Source organism: Methylobacter arcticus (assembly GCF_050917435.1).
GTDB classification, from domain to species: Bacteria; Pseudomonadota; Gammaproteobacteria; order Methylococcales; family Methylomonadaceae; genus Methylobacter_A; species Methylobacter_A titanis.
The window spans coordinates 40,101-54,365 of the sequence record NZ_CP159583.1 but is presented as its reverse complement, the minus strand read 5'-3'; the positions used below and the strand labels follow the sequence as shown (position 1 = coordinate 54,365).

The window sequence follows — 14,265 nt, the reverse complement described above, 5'->3', positions numbered from 1 at the left end:
GGAACATCGGCATGGCGAGCATCGAAAAAACAGCTGTAGAAGATCTACTGCAAACATTTATCGACCCCCACAATGGAGCCGATCTGGTTTCTGCAAAGTCGGTTAAAGCCATCACCATAGAGGGCAACAATGTCAGCGTAAAGCTGGAGCTGGGCTATCCCGCCAAAAGCTACCTGGCCCAACTTAAAGCCGAGGTTGAAGAGCATCTGAAAACCTTGGTCGGTATCGGCGATGTCAATGTTGAAGTGAGCGTAAAAATCGTATCCCATGCCGTGCAACAGGCATTGAAACCGCTGCCCAACGTCAAAAACATTATCGCGGTGGCCTCCGGCAAAGGCGGCGTCGGCAAATCGACGACGGCGGTCAATCTGGCTCTGGCGCTGGCTGCAGAAGGCGCTAATGTCGGTATTCTGGACGCGGACATTTACGGCCCGAGCATCCCGATGATGCTGGGTCTTTCAGGCTATCCTGAAAGTAAAGACAAGAAAACCATGATGCCTAAGGTTGCATACGGCATACAGACCATTTCTATCGGCTATCTGGTGGAAGCCGATCAAGCCATGATCTGGCGCGGCCCGATGGTCACCACCGCTTTGCAGCAGCTGCTTAAAGACACCAACTGGGACAATCTGGATTATCTGATTGTCGATTTACCGCCGGGTACCGGCGATATTCAGTTAACCTTGTCGCAACAGATTCCGGTCAGCGGCGCAATTATCGTCACCACGCCGCAGGATATTGCGCTGATCGACGCCCAGCGTGGCTTAGGGATGTTCGAGAAAGTCAACGTGCCGGTGTTGGGTCTGGTTGAAAACATGAGCATGCATATTTGCAGCAACTGCGGTCACGAAGAAGCCATTTTCGGTGCAGGCGGCGGGCTGGCGATGGCAGAGCGCAACCGGATCGAGTTTCTTGGCTCCCTGCCTTTGGACATTAACATCCGACAATTTGCCGATTCCGGCAGACCGACTGTCGTTGCTGACCCTGACGGTCGAGCTGCGCAAATTTACCGACAAATTGCCCGTAAAACAGCAGCAAGACTGGCGTTAAAGGCCAAGGATTTCACCACCAAATTCCCCACTATCGTCGTGCAAAATACCTGAAAAACAGGCGCAAGGCGCAAGGGTTCAAGGCACAAGGAAAACACAGCAGCCGTTGTCTTTCGCCTTTCGCCTTGTGCCTATCGAATCTCTGTGTGAGAATTGACCGTTTTAACACTGAGTAGTTAGTACAGCATGAGCATTAAATCGGACAAATGGATACGCCGCATGGCGGAACAACAGGGCATGATCGAGCCGTTTGAAAGCGGCCAGGTCAGGGATTCGGAACGCGGCCGGGTCATTTCCTACGGTACCTCCAGTTACGGCTATGACGTCCGCTGTTCAGACGAATTCAAGATTTTCACCAATATCAATTCCGCCATCGTCGATCCTAAAGACTTTGATTCAAACAGCTTTGTCGATGTGAAGTCCGATGTCTGCATTATTCCGCCGAACTCATTCGCCTTGGCCAGAACGGTCGAATACTTCCGCATTCCGCGCGACGTATTGACAATTTGTCTGGGGAAAAGTACGTATGCCCGCTGTTTCCGGGGCGATACCCGGGTCGCATTAGTTGATGGAACGGCTCCCACGCTCGAAGAGATGGCAAAGCGAGCAGACCAGGGCGAATTGTTTTGGGGTTACAGTATCGGTGAAAATGGCCGATTGATTGTTTCCCGGTTAGAAGCGCCGCGTTATATAGGCCGCGACAGCTTGGTGGAGGTACAGCTGGATAACGATAAAAGTATTTTTGCTACCCCAGATCATCAATTCATGCTGCGTGACGGACGTTGGCAAGCGGCCAGTGAGTTATCCCCGGGCAGTTCATTGATGCCGTTATACCGAAATTTGGCGCGTGGCTATGAAATGGTTTATCAGCCGTTGAGCGGCCATTTGTATCCGACGCATCGGTTGGCGGATGAGTGGAATTTGCGTCATGGTTTATATGAGGATATGCCCGGAACCCATCGTCACCATGTGGATATTGACCGTCTGAACAATAATCCGTGGAATATCGTCCGTATGGACGCCGGTGCTCATATTGCATTACATAATGCGAAAAATTATGCTGATGATTTTGACCCCGATGAGCATAGTGCGTCGATCCGCGAAGCGCTTTATCAGCGTATGCAAGACCCGGAATGGGCGGCCCACTATTCGGTATTGCAAAGTGAACGCGCTACCCGTTTCTGGCATGATGATGCGTATACAATGGAACGTGCCAAGTTACTGGAAAATCGGCAAAATCCTTCTGATGCAACCCGCCAAGCGCACCGCGAGGCCATGCTTGCCCGTTACCGTGACCAATCCGAACGGGTTCGGCAAGGTGAACGGATGAAGTCGGTATGGCAACAGGCCAGTCCCGAACGGCGGCAGAACCAAGCTGATATTGCACGAAGCTTACGTTTGCGTGCTGAAATTACCGATGAAGTAGTGAGTGAGGCGCTACATCAAACCGGTTCTATCCGTGCAGCAGCGCGTTTATTAGCTTGCGACCGTGCCGTATTTAGACGTTTTCCTCATGTATTAGCCGCATTCCGTGGACAGGCCATGCAAACAGGGGCGGCTCCACACAACCATAAAGTCGTGGCAGTACGCCCAGTGGCAGGTGATCATGATGTCTACTGTTTAACAGTACCGGAGGCCGGTAACTTTGCCTTAGAAGATGGGGTTTTTGTCCACAATTGCGGCATCATTGTGAACGTAACGCCTTTGGAGCCCGAATGGGAAGGCCATGTGACCCTGGAGTTTTCCAATACCACGACGCTGCCCGCAAAAATCTATGCCAATGAAGGCGTAGCGCAAATGCTGTTTTTCGGCGGCGATGAAGTGTGCGAAACCTCCTACAAAGACCGGGGCGGCAAGTATCAGGGCCAGACCGGCGTAACCTTGCCGAAAGCCTAAGCGGGATTAATTAACCACGGAGAAAAGCGAAGCTAAAAAACTCCGTGTTCTCCGTGGTTATACGCTTTTATCGGAATTACTGGATTTTCAACGGCATCGGTATGTGAACCGGCGGCAGCTGCACGAAAAAACCTTTCGCCATCAGGCTGTCAATCACTTTTCCGGCTTCCTCCTTGGCCAGTTTGCGTTCCGGCGTCAACTCCAAATCCATCACAAATTCCATTTTGCCAAAGCTGTTGAACAGCGTTTCCGGCACCTTCGAAAAATCGTCTTTTTTATCGACATACAGATAAAGATGTTCTTTTTTCAGGCTTTTATAAATAAAACACAGCATAGGCTCAATCGCAGTAATGAATCAAAACGGCTATTTTAACCATTTTTGATTAGAATGTGGTTTTCTTACTGCGCTGACTGCCCCCATAAAACCCATGGATAAATCTTCGTTCAACCCCGACGATTTTTTTAAAAAAGCCTGTTCTTTTGAAGCGACGCTGATTCCGGTTGCGATAGCGTTAGGCTGGCTCGCCAACATCAACCCTTTCGCTGACCTGCATTTTTCAGAAACCGCCATCGCTTACGGCGTAATAGGGGCTATACCTTTATTTTTATTATTTTTAACCCTAGAGCAGATGCGGATAGACTCGGTCATCAAGATTAAAAACCTGCTGTTTGAAACCTTAGGCCCCAGCTTGCAGCGTTATCACTGGGCTGATTTATTGATGCTGGCATCGATTGCGGGATTTTCCGAAGAGCTTCTGTTTCGCGGCGTTATCCAGCCCTGGATAGAATCGTCCTGGGGAATGACCGTCGGCCTAGTCGGCAGCAATATTATTTTTGGACTGGCGCATGCCGTGACCCCGCTTTATGCGGTACTGGCGACTTTAGTAGGGATTTATTTAAGCCTGGCGATGAATTATAGCGGCGACAGGAACTTATTCATTCCCATAGTGATTCACGGCTTGTACGATTTTCTGGCATTTGTCGCCTTAATGCGCGCCTATCGGGCCAGTCGCCTAAGCTGAAAGCTTGCCATTAAGCGATTTATGGTAAGGTAAAAATATAATTTTCCTGGCAAATTCGCGTCATCGGACGGGCAACATGCACTATAAAGATTACTACAAGATCATGGGGCTATCCAGAAACTCCACTCAGGACGAAGTCAAGCGCGCCTATCGCAAACTGGCGCGCAAGTATCATCCCGATGTCAGCAAGGAAAAGGATGCCGAGGCAAAATTCAAGGAACTGGGCGAGGCTTACGAAGTACTCAAAGACCCTCAAAAAAGAGCCGCTTACGATAAACTGGGCACCAACTGGAAAGCCGGAGAGGAATTCAAACCGCCGCCAAACTGGGATGAAGGCTTCGAATTCAAAGGCGGCGGCTTTACCGGCGGCGACGCCAGCGCCTTTAGCGATTTTTTTGAACAATTGTTCGGTCGCGGCGGGTTCCGCCCATCCGCTCAGGGGCAACGTGGTTTCGATCAGCGTGGGCAGGACAGCCATGCGAAAATTTATATCGATCTGGAAGACAGCATCCAGGGTGCGACGCGCAATATTTCCCTCAGCACCCCGGGAATGGATGCGCAAGGCTATGTACAGGTTAAGCACCGCAGCCTGAACATCAAAATCCCCAAAGGCATTAAACCCGGACAACACATACGCCTGTCAGGTCAGGGCGACCCAGGCTCAGGCGGCGGTAAAGCCGGTGACCTACTGCTTGAAATAGCCTTTAACAGCCACCCGCTGTATCGGGTTTCAGAAACCGACATTTATCTGGATCTGCCGGTCACGCCCTGGGAAGCGGCCTTAGGCGCTAAAATTAAAGTACCGACACCGGAAGGGAATGTTGACCTGAAAATACCGCCCAATTCCCGGCAAGGCACAAAACTGCGCTTAAAAGGTCGAGGGCTTCCAGCCAAAACACCGGGCGATTTTTTTGTAGTGCTGCAAATCGCGCTGCCGCCTGCCAACACCGAGCGCGCCAAAGTCATCTACCAAAAAATGCAGCAAGAACTTGATTTTAATCCGCGTCTATCTCTGGGGGTATAACGCCAATGAATTCACATGACTTATTGCCAGTGCATACCGGAACCGTCATTGAAGATGACAGTCTGACGTTGGAACAATTGTGCCAGGCTTGCGGCGTGCATGCAGAATGGGTTATCAGCCTGGTTGAAGAAAGCATTATCGAGCCGCAAGGAGATGACGTGCATTTATGGCGTTTTTCAGGAGCCAGCCTGGTGCGGGTACGTTCGGCACTAAGGTTACAGCATGATCTGGGCGTTAATCTGGCCGGTATCGCGCTGGCTCTGGACTTGATCGAAGAACTTGAAAACCTGCGTGCTCAGTTAAAAGTAATGGGCCATGACTGAGAATAGCGGTTCTGTAGATAGCCAATCGGCATTTACACCACGAACTCTGTCTTCCTGGCTTTCATTCATTAATCACAATAAGTAGTTTATACTGAGTGGTAACAATTGTAATAACATTCCCGAGGTGATTTATGGAATTAGCGATTCGCAGCATTGGTAATTCGGCAGGCGTGGTTCTCCCCAAAGAAGTACTTAATCGTTTACGCGTCGATAAGGGCGATAAACTCTATTTAACGGAAACAGAAGACGGTTATAAATTAACGCCCTACAACGAAGAATTTGCTAAACAAATGAGTGTCGCTGAAGACATCATGCGTGAAGACCGTGACATCTTAAAAGCTCTGGCAAAGTAAATGTCCTGGCAATGGATTAGCGCAGAATTAGCATTGGCTATTTATCAACGACAGCTGGCGGAACATAGCGGCTTGTCCGGCATTAGAGATAAAGGCTTATTGGATTCCGCTCTGGCTCGTCCGCAAAACCTACATGCTTATGGCGAAAATGATTTATATGCTTTAGCGGCGGCTTATGGTTTTGGCATTGCGCGTAACCACCCGTTTAACGATGGAAACAAGCGCACTGCATATGTTGTTACCCGATTATTTTTAAAACTGCACGATAACGATATGCCAGGTACACCGGACAATCGAGTGCGGATATTTGAACAGTTGGCGGCAGGTAATATTACCGAGCCGGAACTGGTCGCTTGGCTGAAGAATGGAGGGGCGTAGGTAGTGCTTGCGGCGTCCATGAATGGGCCGTCAGTTCGTACAGAGCCCTTCGGCTACGCTCAAGCGGGACGGGCTTTTTATTCCGGCATCCCTAATCAGCGCCTTGCCGAACGATTTTAAAACACTCAACCGTTCCGTTCATTTCATTGGCTGTCAGCAGATAATGCTCGCCATCCACGACAAAATGGGCGATGCCTTCAGGCGACTTGTCTTCATCGCCGCTAATCTTGCCCAAAGCGACGACTTTAGGATGAACAGGATCAGCCAAGGAAATCAATTCAACCGCACCGGCTCTTTCCATGCCAACGGCAACATACGGTATGCCGTCCAGATCGAAAGCAACCAGCATTTCCGGTTCCGAGCCTTTTTTGTTGCTGCGAAGCTCTGGGTAAACTTTATTAGCGAAGGCAAACTCATCAAGCTGGTTGCCGGTATCGCCTAGCAAGACTCCTGTCGCCGCATCGAAAACACTGACCGAACGACCGCCGCCGGTCGGCTGGCCGTCCATTGGCATAGAAATATCCGAATCGCTGTCGCCTTCATCGGCGGTGACAAAATAACGGCCATTGCCCACCGTGGTAATTCCATCGGGTTCACGCAAGCCCGCCATCGAGTCATCAAAATTTATCCAGCCGTCATAGCGGGCATCGGTTTTATGTTCAGTCACGCCCAGGCCGTAATAGCTGATAACCTGCTCGTTGACTAAATCCACCACTGCCACCGCATTATTTTCCTGCAAGGTTACATAGGCTTTTTTTGAATCCGGGGTAATGGCAATATATTCCGGCTCTAATAAAGCTGGCGAACGGTTTTTTATCGGAATGAATATTTTCTTTTCGCCCTTTGTTTCGGTACCAAACACATCGTGTCCTTCAAAATAACCCAGGGTAACTTTTTTATTTTCAATAACTCCATTACCATCGAAATCCATGCGCTTGCTGATGATGCCATCGCCATTCCAGTCGATTTCCCTTTCCAGGAAGCGTCCGCCTTCGGTGATGACAAAACCCTCCTGATTGGTCATGTTAGCCAGCTCCAGGTTTTTGTGGCTCACAATATGCCCGGATTGACTCAGCCGCACGATTGAAACACTGCCTTCCGGGGTAAAAAATTGCTTGCTTGACGGCTCAAACAAAAAATCTTCGCCTTCATTGGCGATCATCGCAAGCTTGCCGTCTGCGGAAAAAACCACCGCATCCGACCCAAAGCCGATGACGATACGATCCACCAACAGCCCCGTGGTTGCCGAACGAATCTCCAACCTGCCGGGACGGTTGCCGGCATCGATAACCGCAGCAAACAGATCCAGAGAAGGATGAAAGGCAACCGAGGTCAGCTCTTCGCCCTGGCTGAGTTTAAGATTGAAACGCGCTTTTCTGCGCAGGCGCTGAGGATGACTGACATCCAGCACATCCACTTCACCGCTTTCGAAGTTACTGAGCACCGCCCGCAACGTGGATTGCTGCACACTGACGATTTCCGTGCCTTTTGTATAACCCGAATCGTAATGGCTGACCGGCTCTATGCTCCAATGGCTAGTGGAGTTAACAGGAGCCAATGTGCATCCCGCCAGGCATAAAACCGGTACCCATTTCATGATGCGGCTCATTTTTAATACGACTCTCTTTAAGAACATATTTTATCTATCTATCATAAAATCAGCCATCATATACGAAATCTTATCCATAAAAAAAGCCGCACTGATAAATCAGTGCGGCTTTCCAGTATTTAGTCAATTTAGAAATGACCGATGCCTGTAACTGTGGGGGCGGCTTTAGCCGCCCAGTGGCGACTGAAGTCGCCCCCACATCCAGTTGCTTAACTATCAGAATAAAGTTGACTGAGTACTCGTTAATGTAATAGGTTAAAAACCGGGCTTTAGAATGCCAATTGTCCGCGAACCATGAACATATCCAGACTATCCGGCTTTCCACCGCTAACCGTCGTTAATGGAGACTGGCTAATATCTAACACTTTATTGTAGTCTGCCATAAAGCGGATATTATTGTTTACGTACCAGTTAAGCGCAACAGTAACATTGCTCATCTGTCCGCCGTTAACAGCACCACTGTTTAAATCAACTTCCCCATAACGCGTCGCCACTTCCCATGCGCCCCATCCGCCATTTTTCAAACTGAAATTCTTGTTAGGCTCCACTTTATAGAATTTACCTTTTTTGTACTTACGCGATTCGCCGGTTATTGTCCATGAGGCTTCTCCATACCAGCCATCAAGTTCAAGATTGTCAGCGCCATCTTTTCGATCAAGCCAGGTATGGGTGTATTCACCGCCCAATGCAAAAGGTCCATACAGACCGTTAGCTTCCAGTCCCACCATTTTGATGTTATTAATTTTCGAGATATGTCCGGTATCAATCAGTTTCAGGTTAGACATATGAGAAGTTTCATAGGAATATTTTAAATCGTTGTCATTGACCTGATCTTTAGCGTCCGGAGCCTTGTAATTACCGGCGACCCCTAAATGTATAACCTTGGTTTTTTGATTGATCGGCGCATACGTCCAACGGGAGTTAATTGCCCAACCCTCGTCCGCTTTATTATTTTCAGCATTAGGGGCAATTGTATCGCCATAAATACCCACTTGGCCTGTCCAGTTTTTGTTGAGACTGGCGATATTCAGACCGATCGCACGATCCACGGTCGGTTCGTTAAGCACATTCATTAACGAGCGCTCCATAAACATCAAATCGTTCGAACTTTCCTGCAGCTCACGGCTAAATGCCTGCTTTTGTTGACCGAAAGTGATCGCAAAAGGAAGCGTCGCAACATTTAAGCCGTTATATTGCACAAACATATCCTTAACCGTCGCTTTATTATCGGCGAAATCAAGCTGACTTTTAAATTCCCAATCTTTATAGAAAGTGCCTAAGAACTCCATACGTCCACGGCGGATTTCTGTGCCGTCATTGGCTTCAACATGGGTTCTTGTGCCTCTTTTAACCAAATTATCATCGCTGCTGTATGAGGCATCGGCATGGATACGGCCGCCCAATCTGAAGTTAAAGTTTTTATCCGCCGTCTCAAACTGTATGCCTTTTTCATTCAGCTTGAGATTCACTGATTTCGGCCCCGTAGATTCTTCTTTGTGCTCTTGTAATGCTTTAATCGCATTATCTTTTAAGGCCAAATCTTCGCGAATCGCTTTAATTTCCGCTTCATCTAATTTCTCGGCTATTTTCGCAGGAGCATCCTGAACCTTCTCGAAAGCACCCATCAGTTCCCGTCCACGGCCCGGTTCTGCAAAAATTTGCTTGGTTTTGGTATCTACATAAAGATCCATGGCAAAAGCGCCGGATGTGACGCTCGCACCTAAAACGGTAGCGATTGCCAATGTAAGTTTAGATATTTTCATTTTTTTCTCTGGTTGTTGTCGAAAAGGTCGGGGGCAAGAATAAGAAAATTAAATGACAGCTTAATGACAACTTTGTTACAGTTTTGTTACAGAGCAACAACTCATCAAATAATTTGCAAATCTACAACAATCCAAAATTCATTGTTCGGCTTTATTGTGATTCCTAGTAAAAAAACAGCACGTTACTTATTCTCTTTTCAACAACAAAAAATCTATAGCTAGAATGAGCCGTTGCGTCAACATGACGTACTCGAAAAATTGTGAAAGGTTATTGAAAGCTTAAGGGGCTAGGATGATGGTATTTAATGGTTGCCGGCCAAAGACTCACTACCCCTTCAAGAATAACCCGGGGCATCAATGTACGCCCTCTTTAGAACTAAAGGATTATTAACGCGATACACAAATACGCTCAATACGACTACTGTCATCTAAATATGATATTCCTTCCGGAATCCTGGTGTTCTTGGTCGCAATACCATTGAGGCAAACAGCAGCATTACTGCGAGTAAAGCCAAATTTATCGATCATGTCATTATGGAAACAATTGAGGATTTTCTAGTCACCGCACCGAATGACAACATTACGGTTGAAGTCATCGATTTATACGGTAAAGAAAAGATACACACATAAGAGCCTCTATTGGTGCTGAATGAACGAATTAACACTTAAGATATATGGCATCACTAGACATCCATCATTAACAATGTGCTTCGGGCCTTTTCACATTCCGACCCTGAAACACTACCCATCAATTTAATGGATTTATATTGAACCCAAAATTTTCTGTCCAACCCACTAATTTCAGTTCCATGACGCTGTTTGGCTTGAGCCTCTGTAATTATGCGCTGATGTATTGGGCTAATATTTTTCTGGCCAGGCATCTGGCTATCGACGCTTTTGGTGATTACAATGTCGCTATTTCCACTGTCACGCTGCTGTCGACGCTGGCAACCATGGGACTGGAAAAGTACGCCCTGCGTCTGATCGCCCTGTATATCGAGCGCGAAAACTGGCCGCGTCTGCGTGGATTTTTGCTGTTTTCAATGCGGGCTATCTTCCTGTTCAGCATGCTGTTGCTGGGCATACTCGGCTTGGGATTGGAAACCTTTTTGGCCTTGCAAGAGGCTGATTTTCACATCGCAATTGTCATTTACGCCGGCTTTTTGCCGGTGATTGCGCTGTGTTTGTTTTTGATTGAAGTCATTACCGTCTACGGTGTACAAATCCTGGCTTTGGCTTTGTATCGTTTTTTTCTGCCTTCAGTATTTTTGCTGTTGATTATCGCTTTACCCTATGCTCAGCTTAAGGTAAGCGCCGTTTCTGCGGTGCTGTGTTTTGGCACGGCCTGGTGTTTGACGCTGATACTAATGCTGATTACGGCGCGAGCTGCCAGTCCAAGAGAACTTAGACAGGCAAAAGCCAACTCAAAAGGTCGGCGCTGGTGGCTGAAAAACTCGCTTCCATTGTTGATAAGCAGCTTAATGATGACCTTGCTCACCAGCGGCGGCATTATCATCCTGGAAATATTATATCCCTCACAAGCGGAAGTCGGAACTTATGCTGTTGCGATGAACACAGTAGCCTTGATTTCTCTGATCGGCACCTCGACCAATCGTTATTATCTGCCGATGCTGGTAGTTTTACTCGAGCGTCGCGACCAGGATGCTATCAAGGCTTTACTGGGTAAACGCATGCGTTTGATTGCCTGCTTCATCGCAGTTTTCCTGAGTATTATCGGTATTTGGGGACAGGAAATAATTGATCTGTTTGGTGCCAATTATTCTCAAGGCTATCAGGCTTTATTTATCAGCGCATTCGGAGCCGCATTTAGCACCCTATTTTCCGACTCTCCGTATTATTTGCAATTTATGGGGCGCAATCGTTTAGTCGTTAGTTTAATGTCACTGGCTGCGCTTAGCATGATAGCCCTGAGTTTTATTCTAGGGGCTCGCTACGGTTCAACTGGTGTTGCTATGGCTTACGCCGTGCCTACCCTGCTGTTATTTTCCAGCCTGAAATGGCTGGCCTATCGGCATATGCGCGTGCTGTTTGCCGCACAAAAATCGCTGTGATGTAAAGTCCGAACGTTAACAGCCGCTAACTAAATGTTAGGGCTTAGTTTCTTTTAACAAAAAACTAAATACTGATAACTTTAGAACTCATATTTGATTAGGAGCCTGTTCATGGAAATTAAATCAGAACAACCGTTAAACTACTCAGCGAAAACACCCAAGTCGGCAAATGCCTCTTTCGGTACGCAAGTATCTGAACAAGCGCACGAGAAAAAAAATGAAGCGGTACAGGATCGCACGCCTTTCGGCATGCAGGTATCGCCACAGGCGCAGGCAAAAAAAGCCGATAGTGTGCAGGATTCGGCAGCAGTAACAGCCAAAAAACAATTAAATCAAAGTATCTTGCAGGCATCTATGGAGGTGAGCCTGAGCGCCGGTAATAATCCGGCAGCCTTATTATTCAAGACTGCACTAGAGGGTGTTAATAAAGCTTTAGCCGGTGAACTGGGCACCAATGCCATTCAAAAATCGTATGCTTCGGGTCTCGATGTATCGCCGCAAGCCACTGCCGATCGAATTGTCCAACTGAGTACGGCTTTTTTTGATCGGTATCAGGCTAATCATCCCGAACAAAGCACTGAAGATGCCCTGCACTCATTTACCGCGTTAATTGGCGGCGGCATTGATAAGGGCTTTAAAGAAGCTCGAGATATTTTAGAAGGTCTTAACGTATTAAAAGAAGGCAATATCGGCAGTAATATTGATGCGACTTATGAGCTAGTACAAAAAGGATTAAACGCTTTTGTCGAAAACTATAAAAAACCGGCTACCTTAGAATCGGATACCCCGGCTTAAGTTGGGCAACATTGCCATGGCAGACATAAATGTGTATACGCATTGCATGCAAACAGTGAACGAATGTTAACTTTATTATTTGGAAATAAGCTATGCAGCAATTTACTTTAAAAACAGGTCAAACCATCGCCTTTGTTATCGCGGCAATGTTAGCGACCGGGTCAGCTCTTGCCGACAAGCCTTCACGGGGCGATCATGGTAAAGCCGACAAACACCAGCGGCAAGAAAGTCAAAAACGTAGCTCTGATCGAGGTCACGATGACCGGTCATTTTCTAAAAAAGGCTCAAATGGCTTTAGAGATCAGCACTATTTTGGTGACCGGCACCGAGCCGTAATTCATGACTACTATGCCGGACAGTTCAGTAGCGGTCGCTGTCCGCCAGGGCTTGCCAAGAAACACAACGGTTGCATGCCCCCCGGACAGGCAAAACAGTGGACTGTAGGTCGACAGCTACCGCGTAACGTCATTTACTACGATCTGCCGCCGACAATCCTTATGCAGTTGGGGCCGCCTCCGCCCAGGCACCGTTATGTGCGGGTGGCGGACGACATTTTGTTAATCACGATTGGAACGGGGCTAGTTATGGATGCCATTTCGGATCTGAGTTGGCGTTAATGGCCTTATTCCGGACTGTTTGCCGTATAGCTTTGCACTCCACTCTTATATCAGGGTTGGAGTGCATCCCAAACCGGTTGCAGAAGGATCAAACATTGCGACTCAAATATTCTGCGCCAGAAAACTGAAAAGCTTGCCAGGAAATAAAACTCGTCATTGCCCCAAACCTTAAATTGACTGCCTAGCTGCTGTGATAACCACCGCTCCATAACCTGAACCTTGAATCAAAAAAACGTCCTTGGCGAAAGGCGATGCCAGCAGCGCGTTTTTAATGACTGCGGTCAGGTGAGCAACCAGGTTTTCGGTTTTATTGGAGCTGTGCAGGATGCACATGGGGATTTTAATTTATCGTAGGGGCGATTCGGTAGGTCGCCCTGACAATGCATAATGTTTAAATAAGGGCGACCTGCCGGATCGCCCCTACGGCCTCCACAGTGATAACGGGGTTATCAATTCCCCAAAATAGCGGTGCCGAATATTTTCCATATACGGTTACGGCATTTGTTAAAAATCAGCTGAGTAATTTTTGGTTCTACGGTATTATCACATACCCTTTACTTACCCTTAACCAAAATCAAGATAGCCTTATGACTCAAGATGAATTAAAACAAAAAGTGGCTCAAGCCGCTTTACTCTATATTAAAGACGTTGCCATAGTCGGCGTAGGCACGGGTTCTACCGTTAATCACTTCATTGATTGTTTGGCCGATTTTAAGGCCGATATTGAGGGAGCCGTTTCCAGTTCAATCTCGAGTACCGAACGCTTAAAAAAAATCGGTATTCCGGTATTTGATTTAAATGCAGTGGGTACGCTGGATGTGTATGTGGACGGAGCCGACGAGGTCAATCCGCACAAATACCTGATTAAAGGCGGCGGCGGCGCATTGACTCGCGAAAAGATTATTGCCGCAGCCAGCAAGAAATTCGTCTGTATTGCTGATGAAAGCAAATGTGTCGATGTGCTGGGCGCCTTTCCGCTGCCGGTTGAAGTCATTCCGATGGCCAGAAGTTATGTTGCCAGAGAACTGGTTAAATTAGGCGGTCAACCGGTGTGGCGGGAAAATTTTATTACCGATAATCACAACGAAATTCTCGATGTGCATAATATGAATATTGTCGATCCGATCAAACTGGAACAAATCATCAACAACATTACCGGTGTAGTTACCGTCGGTATTTTTGCGATGCGTCCTGCCGATGTGGTGTTAATCGGCAAAGGGAATGAAGTCGCTACGCTTTAAAATAGTCGGCAAGCCGGGGCAACAATGCCCCGGCTTGTGCTCCGCCATAATGCCATGAATGGCGTTTAGCGGGACACAAAAGCAGCCGCTTTAGGCAAACTTTCTGTCCATCCCCTCATTCCT

General features: G+C 47.6%; 14 protein-coding genes and 3 pseudogenes. 13 read left to right on the top strand and 4 right to left on the bottom strand.

Features of this window, described 5'->3' with window-relative positions; all coding sequences use genetic code 11:
* The first annotated feature begins 11 nt into the window (after positions 1–11).
* From apbC to ABXJ76_RS00265, 4 genes and pseudogenes are all read left to right on the top strand, one after another.
* On the top strand, positions 12–1,103 hold the full coding sequence (apbC, locus tag ABXJ76_RS00280) for an iron-sulfur cluster carrier protein ApbC (protein ID WP_432743046.1): 1,092 nt from the start codon (positions 12–14) through the stop codon (positions 1,101–1,103).
* 132 nt (positions 1,104–1,235) lie between these two features.
* Positions 1,236–1,586 (top strand): annotated as a pseudogene (locus ABXJ76_RS00275) (dCTP deaminase); the annotation flags it as partial.
* Positions 1,560–2,720, top strand: a pseudogene (locus ABXJ76_RS00270) (Hint domain-containing protein); the annotation flags it as partial. The pseudogenes ABXJ76_RS00275 and ABXJ76_RS00270, both read left to right, overlap by 27 nt.
* A 6-nt stretch (positions 2,721–2,726) precedes the next feature.
* Positions 2,727–2,945: pseudogene (locus ABXJ76_RS00265) on the top strand (dCTP deaminase); the annotation flags it as partial.
* Between the two features lie 76 nt (positions 2,946–3,021).
* On the opposite strand, the gene ABXJ76_RS00260 reads toward ABXJ76_RS00265, so the two are convergent.
* Positions 3,022–3,279: a YcgL domain-containing protein gene (locus ABXJ76_RS00260; RefSeq protein WP_432743044.1), complete on the bottom strand. Its 258-nt coding sequence runs from the start codon at positions 3,277–3,279 to the stop codon at positions 3,022–3,024.
* 94 nt (positions 3,280–3,373) lie between these two features.
* On the opposite strand from ABXJ76_RS00260, the gene ABXJ76_RS00255 reads away from it, so the two are divergent.
* The 5 genes from ABXJ76_RS00255 (at position 3,374) to ABXJ76_RS00235 (ending at position 6,045) form a co-directional block, all read left to right on the top strand.
* On the top strand, positions 3,374–3,967 hold the full coding sequence (locus ABXJ76_RS00255; RefSeq protein WP_432743042.1) for a CPBP family intramembrane glutamic endopeptidase: 594 nt from the start codon (positions 3,374–3,376) through the stop codon (positions 3,965–3,967).
* Between the two features lie 76 nt (positions 3,968–4,043).
* The gene (locus tag ABXJ76_RS00250; protein WP_432743040.1) at positions 4,044–4,991 is read left to right on the top strand and encodes a DnaJ C-terminal domain-containing protein; all 948 of its coding nucleotides are present in this window, start codon (positions 4,044–4,046) and stop codon (positions 4,989–4,991) included.
* Between the two features lie 5 nt (positions 4,992–4,996).
* A complete protein-coding gene (locus ABXJ76_RS00245) occupies positions 4,997–5,314 on the top strand; it encodes a chaperone modulator CbpM (protein ID WP_432743039.1) in 318 nt (105 codons plus the stop codon).
* A 131-nt stretch (positions 5,315–5,445) separates the two neighbouring features.
* The gene (locus ABXJ76_RS00240) at positions 5,446–5,667 is read left to right on the top strand and encodes an AbrB/MazE/SpoVT family DNA-binding domain-containing protein (RefSeq protein WP_340120928.1); all 222 of its coding nucleotides are present in this window, start codon (positions 5,446–5,448) and stop codon (positions 5,665–5,667) included.
* The gene (locus ABXJ76_RS00235) at positions 5,668–6,045 is read left to right on the top strand and encodes a type II toxin-antitoxin system death-on-curing family toxin (protein WP_432743036.1); all 378 of its coding nucleotides are present in this window, start codon (positions 5,668–5,670) and stop codon (positions 6,043–6,045) included.
* A gap of 91 nt (positions 6,046–6,136) precedes the next feature.
* Here the strand turns inward: ABXJ76_RS00235 and ABXJ76_RS00230 are convergent, their stop codons facing one another.
* The gene (locus tag ABXJ76_RS00230; protein WP_432743034.1) at positions 6,137–7,642 is read right to left on the bottom strand and encodes a choice-of-anchor I domain-containing protein; all 1,506 of its coding nucleotides are present in this window, start codon (positions 7,640–7,642) and stop codon (positions 6,137–6,139) included.
* Between the two features lie 281 nt (positions 7,643–7,923).
* Positions 7,924–9,417: an OprO/OprP family phosphate-selective porin gene (locus tag ABXJ76_RS00225; protein WP_432743032.1), complete on the bottom strand. Its 1,494-nt coding sequence runs from the start codon at positions 9,415–9,417 to the stop codon at positions 7,924–7,926.
* 767 nt (positions 9,418–10,184) lie between these two features.
* Here ABXJ76_RS00225 and ABXJ76_RS00220 point away from each other — a divergent pair.
* The 3 genes from ABXJ76_RS00220 to ABXJ76_RS00210 all read left to right on the top strand — a co-directional run bounded on the left by ABXJ76_RS00220 (position 10,185) and on the right by ABXJ76_RS00210 (position 12,901).
* Entirely contained in the window at positions 10,185–11,489 is a 1,305-nt protein-coding gene (locus ABXJ76_RS00220) for a lipopolysaccharide biosynthesis protein (protein ID WP_432743030.1), read from the top strand.
* 111 nt (positions 11,490–11,600) lie between these two features.
* The gene (locus ABXJ76_RS00215; RefSeq protein WP_432743029.1) at positions 11,601–12,284 is read left to right on the top strand and encodes a DUF5610 domain-containing protein; all 684 of its coding nucleotides are present in this window, start codon (positions 11,601–11,603) and stop codon (positions 12,282–12,284) included.
* Between the two features lie 92 nt (positions 12,285–12,376).
* The gene (locus ABXJ76_RS00210) at positions 12,377–12,901 is read left to right on the top strand and encodes a hypothetical protein (RefSeq protein ID WP_432743027.1); all 525 of its coding nucleotides are present in this window, start codon (positions 12,377–12,379) and stop codon (positions 12,899–12,901) included.
* A gap of 168 nt (positions 12,902–13,069) precedes the next feature.
* Here ABXJ76_RS00210 and ABXJ76_RS00205 read toward each other — a convergent pair whose 3' ends face one another.
* The gene (locus ABXJ76_RS00205; RefSeq protein WP_432743026.1) at positions 13,070–13,234 is read right to left on the bottom strand and encodes a hypothetical protein; all 165 of its coding nucleotides are present in this window, start codon (positions 13,232–13,234) and stop codon (positions 13,070–13,072) included.
* 254 nt (positions 13,235–13,488) lie between these two features.
* Here ABXJ76_RS00205 and rpiA point away from each other — a divergent pair, with 254 nt between their 5' ends.
* Positions 13,489–14,142 (top strand): ribose-5-phosphate isomerase RpiA, encoded by a 654-nt coding sequence (gene rpiA, locus ABXJ76_RS00200; protein WP_432743024.1) that lies wholly within the window; start codon positions 13,489–13,491, stop codon positions 14,140–14,142.
* Positions 14,143–14,265: the final 123 nt, after the last annotated feature.

Coding starts and splice junctions, on each gene's coding strand:
- apbC (WP_432743046.1), top strand. CDS start 12: ATGGCGAGCATCGAAAAAACAGCTGTAGAAGATCTACTGCAAACATTT.
- ABXJ76_RS00260 (WP_432743044.1), bottom strand. CDS start 3,279: ATGCTGTGTTTTATTTATAAAAGCCTGAAAAAAGAACATCTTTATCTG.
- ABXJ76_RS00255 (WP_432743042.1), top strand. CDS start 3,374: ATGGATAAATCTTCGTTCAACCCCGACGATTTTTTTAAAAAAGCCTGT.
- ABXJ76_RS00250 (WP_432743040.1), top strand. CDS start 4,044: ATGCACTATAAAGATTACTACAAGATCATGGGGCTATCCAGAAACTCC.
- ABXJ76_RS00245 (WP_432743039.1), top strand. CDS start 4,997: ATGAATTCACATGACTTATTGCCAGTGCATACCGGAACCGTCATTGAA.
- ABXJ76_RS00240 (WP_340120928.1), top strand. CDS start 5,446: ATGGAATTAGCGATTCGCAGCATTGGTAATTCGGCAGGCGTGGTTCTC.
- ABXJ76_RS00235 (WP_432743036.1), top strand. CDS start 5,668: ATGTCCTGGCAATGGATTAGCGCAGAATTAGCATTGGCTATTTATCAA.
- ABXJ76_RS00230 (WP_432743034.1), bottom strand. CDS start 7,642: ATGAAATGGGTACCGGTTTTATGCCTGGCGGGATGCACATTGGCTCCT.
- ABXJ76_RS00225 (WP_432743032.1), bottom strand. CDS start 9,417: ATGAAAATATCTAAACTTACATTGGCAATCGCTACCGTTTTAGGTGCG.
- ABXJ76_RS00215 (WP_432743029.1), top strand. CDS start 11,601: ATGGAAATTAAATCAGAACAACCGTTAAACTACTCAGCGAAAACACCC.
- ABXJ76_RS00210 (WP_432743027.1), top strand. CDS start 12,377: ATGCAGCAATTTACTTTAAAAACAGGTCAAACCATCGCCTTTGTTATC.
- ABXJ76_RS00205 (WP_432743026.1), bottom strand. CDS start 13,234: ATGTGCATCCTGCACAGCTCCAATAAAACCGAAAACCTGGTTGCTCAC.
- rpiA (WP_432743024.1), top strand. CDS start 13,489: ATGACTCAAGATGAATTAAAACAAAAAGTGGCTCAAGCCGCTTTACTC.